The sequence below is a fragment of the Stenotrophomonas sp. genome, assembly GCF_032103445.1.
In the GTDB taxonomy this organism is placed as follows: domain Bacteria; phylum Pseudomonadota; class Gammaproteobacteria; order Xanthomonadales; family Xanthomonadaceae; genus Stenotrophomonas.
Genome location: NZ_DAMDFR010000033.1, coordinates 1 through 14508, shown reverse-complemented (window position 1 = coordinate 14508; position 14508 = coordinate 1). Strand labels below are relative to the sequence as shown.

Annotated in this window: 14 protein-coding genes; 6 read left to right on the top strand and 8 right to left on the bottom strand. The window is 63.8% G+C overall.

Annotation, left to right across the window (positions count from 1 at the left end):
* The first annotated feature begins 4 nt into the window (after nt 1-4).
* The 4 genes from RT551_RS12925 (at nt 5) to RT551_RS12910 (ending at nt 3318) form a co-directional block, all read left to right on the top strand.
* Nucleotides 5-823 (top strand): hypothetical protein, encoded by an 819-nt coding sequence (locus RT551_RS12925; protein ID WP_313459281.1) that lies wholly within the window; start codon nt 5-7, stop codon nt 821-823.
* Nucleotides 824-1187: 364 nt separating this feature from the next.
* A complete protein-coding gene (locus RT551_RS12920; protein WP_313459278.1) occupies nt 1188-1997 on the top strand; it encodes a hypothetical protein in 810 nt (269 codons plus the stop codon).
* A 735-nt stretch (nt 1998-2732) separates the two neighbouring features.
* Entirely contained in the window at nt 2733-3062 is a 330-nt protein-coding gene (locus tag RT551_RS12915) for a hypothetical protein (protein ID WP_313459276.1), read from the top strand.
* 13 nt (nt 3063-3075) lie between these two features.
* Complete coding sequence (locus RT551_RS12910) at nt 3076-3318, top strand: hypothetical protein (RefSeq protein WP_313459273.1); 243 nt, start codon at nt 3076-3078, stop codon at nt 3316-3318.
* A gap of 395 nt (nt 3319-3713) precedes the next feature.
* On the opposite strand, the gene RT551_RS12905 is transcribed toward RT551_RS12910, so the two are convergent.
* Genes RT551_RS12905 through RT551_RS12875 form a run of 7 tightly spaced genes read right to left on the bottom strand, consistent with a single transcriptional unit; the run spans nt 3714 to nt 10361 of the window.
* Complete coding sequence (locus tag RT551_RS12905) at nt 3714-4247, bottom strand: lipocalin family protein (protein ID WP_313459271.1); 534 nt, start codon at nt 4245-4247, stop codon at nt 3714-3716.
* A gap of 11 nt (nt 4248-4258) precedes the next feature.
* A complete protein-coding gene (locus RT551_RS12900; RefSeq protein WP_313459268.1) occupies nt 4259-5329 on the bottom strand; it encodes a class I SAM-dependent methyltransferase in 1071 nt (356 codons plus the stop codon).
* On the bottom strand, nt 5326-6111 hold the full coding sequence (locus RT551_RS12895; protein ID WP_313459265.1) for a DUF1295 domain-containing protein: 786 nt from the start codon (nt 6109-6111) through the stop codon (nt 5326-5328). The genes RT551_RS12900 and RT551_RS12895 overlap by 4 nt, the downstream gene beginning before the upstream one ends.
* Entirely contained in the window at nt 6108-7370 is a 1263-nt protein-coding gene (locus RT551_RS12890) for a cyclopropane-fatty-acyl-phospholipid synthase family protein (protein WP_313459262.1), read from the bottom strand. The genes RT551_RS12895 and RT551_RS12890 overlap by 4 nt, the downstream gene beginning before the upstream one ends.
* Nucleotides 7367-8134, bottom strand: coding sequence for a DUF1365 domain-containing protein (locus RT551_RS12885; RefSeq protein ID WP_313459259.1), 768 nt, complete (start codon nt 8132-8134; stop codon nt 7367-7369). Before RT551_RS12885 ends, RT551_RS12890 begins: the two co-directional genes overlap by 4 nt.
* Nucleotides 8131-9408 (bottom strand): FAD-dependent oxidoreductase, encoded by a 1278-nt coding sequence (locus tag RT551_RS12880; RefSeq protein ID WP_313459328.1) that lies wholly within the window; start codon nt 9406-9408, stop codon nt 8131-8133. The genes RT551_RS12885 and RT551_RS12880 overlap by 4 nt, the downstream gene beginning before the upstream one ends.
* Nucleotides 9409-9410: 2 nt before the next feature.
* On the bottom strand, nt 9411-10361 hold the full coding sequence (locus RT551_RS12875; protein ID WP_313459256.1) for an acyl-CoA desaturase: 951 nt from the start codon (nt 10359-10361) through the stop codon (nt 9411-9413).
* Between the two features lie 138 nt (nt 10362-10499).
* Here RT551_RS12875 and RT551_RS12870 point away from each other — a divergent pair, with 138 nt between their 5' ends.
* Together RT551_RS12870 and RT551_RS12865 are read left to right on the top strand one after the other, a co-directional pair.
* Nucleotides 10500-11120 carry a sigma-70 family RNA polymerase sigma factor gene (locus RT551_RS12870; protein WP_313459253.1) on the top strand — a complete coding sequence of 207 codons (621 nt, stop codon included), beginning with the start codon at nt 10500-10502 and terminating at the stop codon, nt 11118-11120.
* Nucleotides 11120-11803, top strand: a complete 684-nt coding sequence (locus tag RT551_RS12865) for a ChrR family anti-sigma-E factor (RefSeq protein ID WP_313459251.1) — start codon at nt 11120-11122, stop codon at nt 11801-11803. Before RT551_RS12870 ends, RT551_RS12865 begins: the two co-directional genes overlap by 1 nt.
* 192 nt (nt 11804-11995) lie before the next feature.
* Here RT551_RS12865 and RT551_RS12860 read toward each other — a convergent pair whose 3' ends face one another.
* Nucleotides 11996-14398: a PAS domain-containing protein gene (locus RT551_RS12860; RefSeq protein ID WP_313459248.1), complete on the bottom strand. Its 2403-nt coding sequence runs from the start codon at nt 14396-14398 to the stop codon at nt 11996-11998.
* Nucleotides 14399-14508 lie beyond the last annotated feature (110 nt).

Here is a 14508-nt window from a genome sequence, read left to right as displayed (position 1 = left end):
TGCCATGAAAATCAAGTATCGATTCACCTTTAGCTGGAGCGAAGCTCGCGTCTCCCAACTTGAATCCATCGGTCTTGAAGTTGACTCAACGCCCAACCCGGGTGGGCCGCTTGGTGGCATTGGAATCAGTCACGTGGTGGAGGGAGCTTCAGGATGGACTGAAGCGTGTAATCTGATTCGTGCTTGGGATGGCAGGACGACGGTCACGACCCAGTTCACCGCCGCGGAGGTGGATGGGGCTGCTCATTGCGCTCTTCAACTTGTGCATGCCAGCGGGTATCCACAGCCGGAGGACGATTTCGCATACCTCGAGCAGACTTACGATGTGAGTAAGCGCTGCTCCACGTGTGGCGAAGGCGCAGTGCAAGTGGCCCCCTTCCGGGTCAAGCGCACCTTGAAGTGGGGTCGAAATGCGTTCTTGAAGCTCAACTGGGTAGAGGAAGCATGCTTCATGCAGCGACCGGTTTGGGAAGAGCATCTTTCCCGATTTGGAATCGGGGCTCTTCCTGTCGAGGACACCAAGGGGAAAGAGCTGGATGACATCATTCAGCTTGATCTCGGTCCTGCTGTCCCGCTCGCGATGGGCGAGGGTCATGGCATTCGCTGCGACGTATGTGGGAGAGAACGCTTTCCCTGGCATGATCGCGGCTTTTTCCCGGCTCCGATCTCTCCGCCTGATCTGCCCTTGTTCCGTAGTGTCCAGCGCTTCGGGGTGGAGAATGCGTGTGCAAACGCAATGATCGTGAGCGCCGAAGTTGTAAAAGTGATCAAGAGCGCCGGCCTGCGCGGTGCTGAGTTGTGGCCCTGCATGCCGCCTGGATAGTGGTTGGTGAAGTAACCTGTGGACTGCGGTGGGCCAACGCCTTCGATTCGGGTTCATACCCTACCGGGTGATGCGACGCTATCGGCAGTCGACTGTCGTGCGACTCTACCGCTGCGCATCAACCGTTCCCACGTTCAAATGGTGTCTTTGGTAGAGGCGGTCGCAAGACGCCTGCCGATAACGGTGATCGGTGCTTTGACGCATGGACCCCACCGGGCCAGCGCCTCCGTTCGGTGTTCATGCCCCAACGAACGATGCACCGTTATGGGCAGTCGACTGTCGTGCGACCCTACCAGCGCGTACCGCGCGCCGGGGTGGGGCGGCGGGTGGGGCGGAAGATCTGGGACTTTGATAGGATCCGATAATGAAGATCAAGTATCGTTTCGTCTTTGAATGGACTGAAGCTCGAAACGCGAGACTTGTATCCCTTGGGCTGAAGGTGGAGCCTGCTGCCCCCACAGTTGGTGAGCTTGCGGTGTGTCATGTCGTTGAGGGCGCTCCAGAATGGACTGAGGTTTGCGACCTGATTCGTATATGGGACGCCCTGGTGTCGGTCACGACTGAGTTCACCGCCGCTGAGGTTGATGGTGCTGCTCATTGCGCCCTTCAACTTATGCATGCCAGCGGGTATCCACAGCCGGAGGACGATTTCGCATATCTCGAGCAGACTTACGATATGAGTAAGTGCTGCTCCACGTGTGGCGAAGGCGCAGTGCAAGTGGCCCCCTTCAGAGTCAAGCGCACGTTGAAGTGGGGTCGAAATGTGTTCTTGAAGCTCAACTGGGTAGAGGAAGCCTGCTTCATGCAGCGGTCGGTGTGGGAAGAGCATCTTTCCCGATTTGGCATTGGTGTTCTCCCTGTCGAAGACACCAAGGGGAATCAGTTGGATGACATCGTTCAGCTTGATCTAGGTCCTGCTGTCCCTCTATCGATGGGCGAGGGTCACGGCATTCGCTGCGACGTATGTGGGAGAGAGCGCTTTCCCTGGCACGATCGCGGATTTTTCCCCGCTCCGATCTCTCCGCCTGATCTGCCCTTGTTCCGTAGTGTCCAGCGCTTCGGGGTGGAGAATGCGTGTGCAAACGCAATGATCGTGAGCGCCGAAGTTGTAAAAGTGATCAAGAGCGCCGGCCTGCGCGGTGCTGAGTTGTGGCCCTGCATGCCGCCTGGATAGTGGTTGGTGGGAATACGGGCTGTAGCCTGTGGACTGCGCTGGGCCTGCGCCTTCGATCCGGGTTCATGCCCTACCGGGCGTTGTGCCGCTATCGACAGTCGACTGGCGTGCGACTCTACCGGAGCACTTAGCCTGTTCCCACGTTCGGATGGCGGCTTCGGTAGAGGCGGTCGCAAGACGCCTGCCGATAACGGTGATCAGTGCTTTGACGCATGGGCTCCACCGGGCGAACGCCTCCGTTCCACGTTCATGCCCCAAAGAACGATGCACTGCTATCGGCGGTCGACTGTCGTGCGACCCTACCCGTGCTTTCTGCGGAGAATGGGGCAGCAGCGACATGCGTCGTTCCCCTGGGCGCTACCTGATCGATATTCGGACTGTGGCTCGTTTACGACATCGCGCTGTCGCAACCTCTCGAATTCCCCGGAAAAACGAGACTTCCGTCTCACGATTTCGCGCCGATTACGACGTACGTAGGAGCATGTTCAATTTTGTGCGATGCGGCGCGAAAAATAATGGTTTGCTTCGCTGCACACCTGGTCCAAGGTTGGCGCAGGAGTTCGAACCTCCTAGCAAGAGCGGTAATAATTGATGTCCCTGCGTCGGGAGGGTGGTTAATACAACACCCTCAAACTGGGGGAAATAAACCGCACCGTCTGCTCTTGCACGGGTTCGAACCTCCCGACTTACCCCCTCGCCACCCCGGCGAGGGGCGCTTCTTACAGGGAGACTGTCATGCAGAAACACTGGGCCGACGCGCCCGAACCGGATGTCAACGACCCCGAGTCATTCGACGGCTCGCTGATGCGCTTCAGCGTGGCCGCACCGATCAACGTGTCCTGCCAGGGCGGCCCGCAGGACGAGCCGCCGTCGATGGTGGTGCTGTACGGCTACTGGTTGAACGAGATGGGCTGGCGCGGCGGCGGCACGCTGATGGTGGAATCCGATGCCGGGAAGATGACGCTGACACTGGTTTCGCCGGCCGAGCATGTGCTGGCGGTGGACCAGAGCAATGTGAAGCGACGGGTGTTCTTCATCGACATCCACGCCGACCACATTCGTTGAAAAGGAGGTTGCGATGGAACTGGATATCGACCTGCGGTTGTTCGAGGATTTTCAGTGCGCCGCGTGGGATGAGCGCGAGGACGCGATGTGTGTGCTGGAGGAGCTGTTGGAGGCGTACGTGAGGATGCAGTGCTACGCCACCGAGAATGGGTATCTGAGGCGCATTGGCGTGGCGCATTGTGCAGCCGCGACCGTGGTGCGGCGGGATACGGTGCAGGCGGTGCGATTGGCGTTGGAAACCGGGGTGCGCCGGTGATGCGCCGGCCGAGGGGGTTACGCGGCGGAGTGCGCGCGTTAACGCGATGATGAGATACGGGTGACGCGGCGAAGGTGCCGAACGTCGCGTATGTGGCGATTTTGGTGGGAGTGCATTGGTAGGGTCGCACGACAGTCGACCGCCGATAGCGGTTCAACGCCCGGTGGGGCATGAACATTGAACGGAGATATTAGCCCGGTGGAGTCCATGCGTTAAAGCACCGATCACCGTTATCGGCAGGCGTCTTGCGACCGCCTCTACCAAAGCCGGAGCCAGAGCCAGAGCCAAGGCCAGAGCCAAAGCCAGAGCCAGAGCCAAAGCCAGAGCCAAAACCAGAGCAGGTTGAGAGCGGCGATGTGTAGTGACGCGCCATGCGCGTCACCGCATCAAACAGTTCACCGCTGCGCCTGCGGCACCCGCCTCAACTTGCTGGTGTCATACCCCAGCGCCTTGATCCGCGCCACGGCGGCCTGATAATCCGCCTCCGACACCTGCGGCGTGCGCGCCATGTACCACACATGGTCGCGCTTGCTGCGGGCGACAATGGTCTGCGTATACCCGGGATCCACCCACGAAATGATGTACTCGGCCTGGATCGGCCACACGAACTGCATGCCCCATACCGCACCATTACCTTCCTTCTCCACCCGCCCGATCGGATTCATGGTCCGCTTCGGGGCCTGGGAACTGCCCTTGCGGTAGGTAAAGGTGGTCTGGATTCGCCCATCCGAACGCAGTGCATAGCTCTCCACCGCATCAAACGCCTCGCGCTCAGGCCGCGTGGGAATATGCGCGATCACGTACCAGTCGCCCATGAAGCGCGGCACATCCACCGAATCCATGCGGGGCAAGGGCGGCAGGTCGCGGGCACTGCAGGCACTGCCAAGCAGTGCGACGGTGAGCAGAGGAATCAGCGTGAACAGACGCATGGCAGCCTCCTTCAGCGTGGGCGGAACAGGTAATGCGCCACCAGCCATTGCTGGCCGTTGTCATAGCCGAACAGCTCGGCGCAGGCCATCCAGAACATGCGCCAGCGCTGCCACCACAGTACCGCCGCGTCACCGTAGGTCTGTGTGAGGATCGGCATGACCGCTGCCCGGGCCGCATCCTGGTTGGCCAGCCAGTGGTTGGCGGTCTTTTCGTAATGGGTGCCGTCAATCAGCCAGCGGTGCTGCAACTGCAGATCGTTCTGGAAATGCAGCAGGGTGTCGGCCGCCGGCATCAGGCCGCCGGTGAAGAAGTGCCTTCCCATCCAGTCGTCCTCGCCCTGGGTCTCGAACGGGTACATCAGCGTACGGTGGGCGAAGATGTGTACGAACAAGGCACCCTCCGGCCGCAGCCAACCGGCGATGCGCCCCAGCAGGGTTTCGTAATTGCGCATGTGCTCGAACATCTCCACTGACACGCAGCGGTCAAACGAGGCCGCCGGCAGCACGAGCTGGTTCACGTCGCGGGTCATCACCTGCACGTTGTGCAAGCCCCGCAGCATGCACTGCTCCATGATGTGGCTGCGCTGGCTGCGGGAATTGGATACGGCGGTGATGCGCATGTTGGGGAAACGCTCGGCCATCCACAGGGTCAGCGAGCCCCAGCCACAGCCCAGCTCGAGCACGTCCTGGCCATCGGCCAGCCCGGCGCGCGCACCGTACAGGCTGAGCATGGCTTCTTCGGCCTCGGCCAGGGTCTCCTTGCCGGTGGGGTAGAAGCAGCTGCTGTACTTCAGGCGCGGCCCAAGACAGGCCTTGAAGAAGTCGGCCGGCACTTCATAGTGCTGGCGGTTGGCTTCATCGGTGTGCAGGGCCAGCGGGCTGCCCGAGAGTTCGGCCAGCATGCGCGCGAAACGCTGCTGCTGGGCATGCGCGCCACCGGCCAGTTCATCCTGCAGGCGCTGGCCGCACATCCGGCGGATGCCCCAGCGCAGGGCACGGTCGGGCACCCAGCCACGTTCGGCCCAGCCGGTGAGACCCAGTTCGGCCGTGGCCGGCGGCTGCACAGGGGAGATGGTGCTCATGACGTGCCCTCAGCGGTGCGACGGGGAAACCAGGGAAAGAACATCGGGGTGGTCTGCTGGTAGCGGCGGTAGTCTTCGCCGCGGCTGCGCAGCGCTTGTTTCTCGGTGAAGGGCACGCCGCTGAGGTAGCGCAGGAACACGTACATCACCACCGGCCCGCTCCAGGCCAGCCACCACAGCGGCGAGCCCACGGCCAGCAGCACGTAGGTGAACCAGTGCAGCCACTCAAAGAAGTAGTTGGGGTGCCGCGAATAGCGCCACAGCCCGTCGCGGCAGGTGCGACCCTTGTTGGCCGGATCTGCACGGAAGCGCGCCAGCTGCCGATCCGCCAGTGCCTCGCCGCCCACGCTGAGCAGCCACACCGCAATCGCCGCAGCGATCCAGCCGCTAAAACCTTCGCGCGGATTGGCGGCCACGGCGGCGAAGGGCAGGGCGAACAGCACCACCAGCAGCGCCTGCGCCAGGAAGAACCCGTAGATCTTCCCCTGGTGCCCGCCCCAATGCTTACGCAGGTACTGATAGCGGCCGTCCTCGGCCTCGTGGCGCACGCGCTGCCACAGGTGCAACGCGAGCCGGCTTCCCCAAAGCCCGCCCAGCACCGCAAGCGCGATGCGCGGCGCGTGCGCCCCTTCACCCAGCCAGGCCAGCAGCAGCGCGCCAGCAGCAACGCCCTTGGCCCACAACACGTCGACCACGCCGATGTTGGTATGCCGGCGCTGCCAGGCCCAGCCCCAGCTCATGATGATCACCGCGTACAGCAGCACCCACCACAGTGGTTTCATGACGGCACCCCTTCCAGCGGCGGGCGATAGTCCGGCCGTGCCAGCAGCAGGTGCGACACCCCGATCGAGCGCTCCAGGAAACCGCCTTCGCAATAGGCCAGATAGAACTCCCACAGGCGGACGAAGCGTTCGTCGAAGCCCTGCGCGCGCACCAGCAGCCGCTGGCCCATGAAGCGCTTGCGCCAGGCGCGCAGGGTGAGCGCGTAGGAGTGGCCGAAGTCGAACTGCTGGATCATCTGCAGGTCGCTGGCGGCGGTCTTGGCCTGGGCGATGGCGCTGAGCGAGGGAATGAAGCTGCCCGGGAACACGAAGCGCTTGATGTAGTCCACGCTGTGCAGCGCCTGCTCGTAGCGGTGGTCTTCAATGGTGATGGCCTGCAGCAGGGCCAGGCCGGTGGGCTTGAGCAGCCGTTGCAGGGTGGCAAAGTAGACCTCCAGGTACTGCGCACCGATGGCCTCGATCATTTCGATGGAGACCAGCTTGTCGTACTGGCCTTCCAGATCGCGGTAGTCGCGCATCAGCACGGTGACCTGATCCTGCAGGCCGGCCGCCTTGACCCGCTGACGCGCGAGTGCGTACTGCTCGGCGGAGATCGTCGTGGTGGTGACATGGCACCCATAGTGCGTGGCGGCATGCACGGCGAAGCCGCCCCAGCCGGTGCCGATCTCCACCACGCGGTCGCCCGGCTGCAGTCGCAGTTGCTGGCAGATGCGGTCCAGCTTGCGGGTGGAGGCGACTTCAAGTGTTTCGTCCTCGGCCGCGAACAGTGCCGAGGAGTACATCAGGTCGGGGGAGAGGAACAGCGAAAAGAAGTCATTGCCGAGGTCGTAGTGCGCTGCGATATTCCGGCGGCTGCCGGCGCGGGTATTGCGGCGCAGCTGGTTCCACAGGTTGAGCAGGGCACCGCCAAGGCGCGCGGGTCCACGTTCCATGCCATCCAGCAGATGGCGGTTGCGCACCAGCAGGCGGACCAGCCCGACCAGGTCGTCGCATCCCCAGTCACCGTCGATATAGGACTGGCCTGCGCCGACGCTGCCTTGGGCGGCCACTTTGCGATAGAAGGCGGGATCGCTGATAGAAACCGTGACAGCGGGGCCGTCACTGGCGGTCAAATTGCCAAGCGTTATCTCACCGCGTGCATCGCGCACCCTCAGGCTCCCGTGTCGCAGCGGCGCAAGCTGCGCCAGCAGTCGTCCGCGCAGGAAACCTTCCAGTGCGGACAGACGCGGGGCAGTGATCTCGGGTGACACATGGTTCATGAGCGTTTTCCAGAAAGCGCGGGATGGTCGTACACGGGGTTGCGCTTCAGCCACAGGCGCAGTGCCTGCCAGTGGATGGCGGCCACCACCTGCAGGGTCATCAACGGGTAGCGCAGCAGCACCTTGGCCAGCCCCGGGCCGTCCAGCGGACGACGCTGCAGCTGCTGGATGGCATCGAACTGCCGCTCGCCGTCGCGCCAGACCTGCATGTGCACGTTGAGGTCCTCGCCGGGCGCGGTGAAGCGCCAGTCGTAGCGGCAGTCCATCTGCATGAACGGCGACACGTGAAAGGCCTTGTCGAACTGCCAGCGTAGCGCGCGGCCACGCTGCTCGGCCTGGGCGACCGGCAGTACGTAGGAATGGCGTTCCTTCCATGGCGTATTCGTGATCTCGGCGACCACGCAGTCCAGCTGTTCGCCATCGGGCTGATAGCAGTAGTAATAGCTGACCGGATTGAACACATGACCGCCGTAGCGCAGGTGGGCGAGCAGGCGCACCGGCCCGGCCGGGCGGTAGCCCAGCACGGCCGCAGCGCGGTCGCGCACGGCCTCGGCCAACGGTTGCTGGGGATCGCCCAGAAAGTCGGTGCGCTTGAACTGCGCGAGGTTCGGCCGGTTCACCGACCACAACCAGCGGCGCCTGAACAGCGTGGGCAGCTCATCCAGGTCGATCAGCAGCTGGGCGATCGGATAGGTGAACGCATGCGCGTGCGGCCGGTGCCGGCGATGGATGACCTGCCCGACATACAGCGCGCTGGCGGTCATGCGATGGCCACCTCCCACGGCACCTCTTCCTGGCCAGCGGTGGCGGCGCGCAGGGCATCGACCGCGCGTCGTGCGCTGCGGATGCCATCTTCATGGAAGCCCCAGCCCCAGTATGCGCCGGCATACCAGGTGTTGCGCCGGCCCTGTACCTCGGCCCAGCGCTCCTGTGCACGCACGGCCGCGTGGTCGTGGACCGGGTGGGCATAGTAGCAGCGCTTCAGTATCTTCGAAGGGTCGATGTCGGCGGTGCGGTTGAGGGTGACGATGAGTGGGGTGTCACCGGGCAGGCCCTGCAGGGCATTCATGTAATAGCTGACCGTGCAGGGGGCGCGGGTGTCGTTGGGGATGTGCGCGTTCCACGCTGCCCAAGCCTTGCGATTGCGGGGCAGCAGACTGGCGTCGGTGTGCAGCACGGCCTGGTTGGCCTGGTACTGGATCGCGCCCAGTACCTCGTGTTCGACCGGATCGGGATCTTTCAGGATCGCCAGCGCTTCGTCGCTATGGCAGGCGAACACCACATGGTCGAAGCCCTCCACCGTGGTGAGGGTGTAGACCAGCGCGCCCCATTGTGTGCGCTCCACCCGGTATACCGGACAACCGATGCGTTCACGAACGTGCCAGCGCTTGCGCAGCGCATCGATGTAGCGTGCCGAACCGCCGCTGACCACGCGCCAGGTGGGGCGCTCGGTCATCTGCAGCATCTGGTGGTTGGCCATGAACTGCACCAGGTAACGCGCCGGGAAATCCAGAATCTGCGCGCTCGGCGAAGACCACAATGCCGACGCCATCGGCAGCAGATGCTCCTGCACGAAGGCGGGTCCATAGCCGTGCCGGCGCAGGTACTGGCCTAACGTGGGGCCTTCGGGTTCGTCCAGCAGCGCGGGTGATTCGCGGTAGAACCGCCGCAGGTCGCGCAGCATGCTCCAGAAGCGCGGCGAGACCAGATTGCGGCGCTGGCAGAACAGCCCGTCCAGCGAGGTGGCGTTGTACTCCACGCCACTGCGCTCGCTGTGCACCGAGAAGCTCATGGTGGTGGGTTGCGAGGCGACCCCCAGCTCGTCGAACAGCGCGCTGAGCAGCGGGTAGTGCTGTGGGTTGAACACGATGAAACCGGTGTCCACGGCCATCTGCTGGCCCGCGACTTTCACGTCGTGCGTATGGGTATGCCCCCCGAGATAATCCTCACCTTCGAACAGGGTGACTTCGTGTTCGCCATCCAGCCAATAAGCGGTGGCCAACCCTGCAATGCCCGAACCAATGACCGCGATGCGCATGATCAGTACCTCGCCTTGGTCAATACCCATTCCGGGATCGGCTTCAGACCACTGACCAGGCCCAGTGCCGCCATGCCGCGCAGCCCGTACCAGGTGATGTCGACTTCCCACCAGCGGAAGCCCTGCCGAACCGTTCCCGGAAAGAAGTGGTGGTTGTTGTGCCAGCCCTCGCCAAAGGTGAGCAGGGCCAGCCAGAGGTTGTTGCGGCTGTCGTCCTGGGTGGGAAAACGGCGCCGGCCAAAACGGTGTGCCAGCGAATTGATGGTGACCGTTGCGTGGAACAGTACAACGGTGGAGATGAAGAAGCCCCACACAAGCAACTGTGCGCCACTGGTATGCAGCGACGGCGCGAAGTGCGCCAATGCTTCACCCGATGCATACAGCGCCACCGCCAGCAGAACAGGGACAACGGTATCGAACCGGTCCAACCAGCGCAGCTCCGGAAAGCGGGCCAGGTCGGGAATGCGGCTGAAATCCGTGACAAAGGCTTCACGGGTGAGGAACCAGCCCATGTGGCTGCGCCAGAAACCACCGTGGTTGGGTGAATGCGGGTCCTGCGGCTGATCGGCGTGGCGATGATGGTGGCGATGGTGTGCCGCCCACCACAGTGGACCGCGCTGCACGCTGGCTGCGCCGATCACAGCAAACGCAAACTGCACGAGGCGTGAGGTAGTGAAAGTTTTATGAGAGAAATAGCGATGATAGAAGCCGGTGATGGCGAACATGCGTACCGCATACAGCGCTACCGCGACGCCTACGGCTGTCCACGAGATTCCCACCCAGATCACCGCCAGACAGCCCAGATGCAGCAGCACGAAGGGCAGGGCACGCAGCCAGTCCACACGCCGTGCAGACGCGGCATCCACGCAGGGTTCACTTGCCGAGGTATCAAACCAGCGGCGCACCGTCTGGTGCAGGCGTGAACGACGAGCCGGGGGTGCCGCAGCGGCCATGAAAGCGCTTCCTGTGGGGTGCGTAACTGTTCTACGCAGGGCGGTGGCGTTTGGATGCATGCGACTTTGGTCTGCATCCAATTGCATCCACTGTGCGTAGGAAGGTCATGCCCAGCCACTTGACCGCCCCCACCGCCGATGTACTCTGAGCGCAACAACGCTACGACCTGCTTCGAGACCGCCCGCATGGCGTCAGCTTCACCGCAGCCGACGAGCGACCCCATCAACTGGGCCGGCGACATGGCCGGCGTGGCGCAGTTCCGCGACCGCGAGTGTTTCATGCGTATCTACGACCATTTCATGCCGCGCCTGTGTGTGTATCTGCGCGGCCTGGGTGCACCCGACGGCATCGGCGAGGAACTGGCGCAGGAAAGCCTGTTGCGCTTGTGGCTGCATGCCGACCACTTCAACCCGGCGCAGAGTGCGCTGAGCACGTGGCTGTTCCGCATCGCACGCAACCTGCATATTGACCGGGTGCGCCACGAGCGTGGCTGGGTGCAGGCGCAGGTGGTGGTGGAACAGTCCGCCGAGCAGGACGTGCCGGAGCGCACCAGCGCCGAGCAGTTCGCCGATGACGCCCGCCTGCGCCAGCGCATCCAGGAGCTGCCGGCGGTGCAGGCACGGCTGGTGCGCATGTCGTATTTCGAAGCAAAGAGCCACGGCGAAATTTCGCAGGCGCTGGGCATGCCATTGGGCACGGTGAAGTCACACCTGCGGCGCGCGTTCCTGCAGTTGCAATCGAAAGTGGGGGCTGGCTGATGCGCCCGCACCATCATCTGGATGAAGCGACCCTGATGAGCCTGGCGGCCGGTGCGTTGTCGGCCCCGTTGGCCGTGGTCGCCAGTGCGCATCTGGAACGCTGCGTGGAGTGCCGCCAGCGGCTGCGCGCGGCCGAGGCGATTGGCGCTGCGTTGCTGGAGCAGACCCAGCCAGAAGGTGCTTCAGCACAGCGCGACGCGCTGCGCGATGTGATGCTGGCGCGACTGGAGAGTGAATCCCCTGTGGAGGCAGGCAAGGTCACCGCGTTGCATGCAGCCCCTGCACCGTTGCTCGACGGCAGTGACCCTGATCGTCTTCCAGCCGCGCTGCAGCCGTACTTTGGAGAGCGGTTGAGCACGGTGCGTTGGAAGTGGATCGGTCCGGGCATGTATTGCACACGCGGCCGCGACATGCCTTCGTTGATCATGCTGAAAATCGCACCGGGCAAGAGCCTGCCGCTGCACAGCCATGGAGGCAGCGAGCTCACCCAGGTGCTGCAGGGGTCGTACAACGATGCGCTGGGCTTGTTTGCGGCCGGTGACGTGGCCGACCTTGACGAGGATGTCGAGCATCAGCCGGTGACCGCACCGGGCGTTCCGTGTATCTGTGTTTCCGCATTGGATGCGCCGTTGGTGTTCAGCGGTTGGCTCGCGCGCAAGCTGCAGCGATTCGTACAGTTGTAAGGCGGGGGAGACGCCGGAGGAGAGGCGGCACCGGCAGGCAATCAGGTGCCGGTGCCGCCCATTCTTTCTGATGGTTTACGTTTGACGGAGGGGTTCCGTTTGACACGCATGGCGTGTCACTACAGGTTGGGTTCGTTGCGATTGATAGTGAGTTTCGGTTCCGCGTAGTGACGCGCCATGCGCGTCAATGCATCACGCGTTCAACGCCGCCCGCACACGCGTCGCCAGTTCCGAAACCGTAAACGGCTTCCCGATCAGGTGCACGTTCTCATCCAGGACGCCCTCATCCACCAGCGCATTGCGGCTGTTGCCGGTGGTGAACAACACCTTCAACCCCGGCCGGCGCGCCAGCGCCTGATCCGCCAGCTGCCGCCCGTTGACCTCCGGCATCACCACGTCGGTGAACAACAGGTCGATGCCGGGATGATGATCCATCAGTTCCAGCGCCGCCGCCGCTCCGTCGGCCGCCAGCACCTGGTAGCCCAGCTCGGTCAACGCTTCCACTGAGAACTGACGCACCAGCGGCTCATCGTCGACCACAAGAATCAGTTCCTTTCCACCGCCGGGCAACGGGGCGGTCCGCGGTTCAACCGCAGCCACCGGCTCGCGCTCGGCTTGCAGCCTGGGCAGGTAGACCTTCACCGTGGTGCCTACGCCCACGTCCGAACACAGTTTCACCTGGCCCGCGCTCTGCTGCACGAAGCCATATACCTGCGACAGCCCCAACCCCGTGCCCTGGCCAACATCCTTGGTGGTGTAGAACGGATCGAATGCCTTGGCCAACACCTCAGGCGGCATGCCGCTGCCGGTGTCGGACACGGCGATCAGCACATACTCGCCCGGGGCCACGCCGGGATGGGCTTCATCAAAGCTGGACGCAATGGCACAGTTCGAGGTTTCCACCTTCAGCCGCCCGCCACCGGGCATGGCGTCGCGTGCATTTACTGCCAGGTTTAGAATCACGTTCTCCAGCTGGTTGGGGTCGGCATGGGTCCACCACAATCCGCCGGCCAGCACGGTCTCCAGCTGCACGCTGCTGCCGAGCGAGCGCACCAGCAGGTCGCTCATGCCGGCCACCAGCTTGTTGGCGTCCACCGCGGTGGGCTGCAGTGGCTGCTGCCGTGAGAACGCCAGCAGGCGCTGGGTCAGCTGGGCCGCGCGCGTGGCGCTGTCCATCGCCATCTCGATGTAACGGGCGGCGCGCGGGTCACTGCCGGCCAAGCGGGCTTCCAGCAGGTCAAGTGGGCCGATGACGGTGGCCAGCATGTTGTTGAAGTCGTGCGCGATGCCGCCGGTGAGGTGGCCTACGGCTTCCATCTTCTGGCTCTGGCGCAGGGCTTCTTCCACCCGCAGCCGTTCGGCCACTTCCTCGCGGACGCGGCTTTCCAGCTGTTCGTTCAATTCCTTCAGGCGTGCCTCGGCGGCGTAGCGCTCGGACAGATCGAGCATCGCACCGATCATCCGCACCGGTTCGCCTTCGGCATTGCGCAGCACCGCGCCGCGGTCGAACACGGTGGCGTAGCTGCCGTCATAGCGACGGAAACGGTACTCGTCGCTCCAGCTGCTGGATTGGCCCTCGATCACCGCATGGATGTCGCGGTCAATACGTCCGCGATCATCCGGGTGGATATGGTCGAGCCACCACGCTGCGGTGGTTTCGCTGGTTTCGTGACCGAACAGGCTGCCCAGTGCTTCGTTCCAGACCACCTGCCCGTCGCTGATGCGCCAGTCCCAGATCGCATCGTTGGTGGCCTGCGCGGCCAGTCGGTAGCGCTCTTCGATTTCACGATGGGCGTCGTGGGCATTCTTGCGATCGGTGATGTCCAGCGAGGTGCCGACCAGCCCGACCACAGCTCCCTCTGCGTCGCGCAGGGGCGATTTGGTGGAGAGCCAGTAGGCGCGGCGGCCGTCAGGGAAGCTGACTTCCTCTTCCACCTGTTCGGACTCGCCACTGGACATGATGCGCTCGTCCGTCGCCATCACGGTGGCGGCCTGCACGGCGTCGTTCAACAGTTCGGCGTCGGTGCGGCCGACGTACTGGTCTGGCGGCAGCCCGATCAGATCGGTGGTGCCGCGGTTGCCGATCAGGATGCGGCCCTGGCGGTCCTTGGCGTAGACCACGCCGGGTGCTGCCTCGACGAAGGAACGTAGCAACTGCTGGGCATCGTCGCGCTCGCGCTCGAAGCGTCGGCGTTCGCTGATGTCAATGATGACGCCGGGGAAGCCGGTCGGGCGTCCGTTGGCGTCCAGGTCGACCCGGCCGATGCCTTCCAGCCAGTGGTATCCGCCGTCTTCGCTGCGGGTGCGGTACTGGTGGGCGAAGCGGCCGCCATGCTGGACGGCGGCGTTGATCGCGGCGGCGAGCCCGGGTCGGTCGTCGGGATGGACGCCGCCCATCACCTCGTCCAAGCGTAGCGTGCTGTGGGCGATGTCCGGGTCCAGCCCGAACGCGCGCGCCAGTGCTTCGTCAATGGTGAGGCGGTCGTTGGCGACGTCCCAGAACCAGGTGCCGACAATGGCACCGGCGGCCAGCGCCATGTTGACGCTTTCGGTGGCGCGTTCGCTGCGGGGGTCGGGCGTTTGGGGCGCGGTCAATGGAGAGCTCGGCATGGGGCAGGCGGTAGGGGCCGCCGGGCGATTGCAGATTATGGATGACACGCATGGCGTGTCACTTGTGTCTCGGACTGGGCCCTGATCAGGCACAA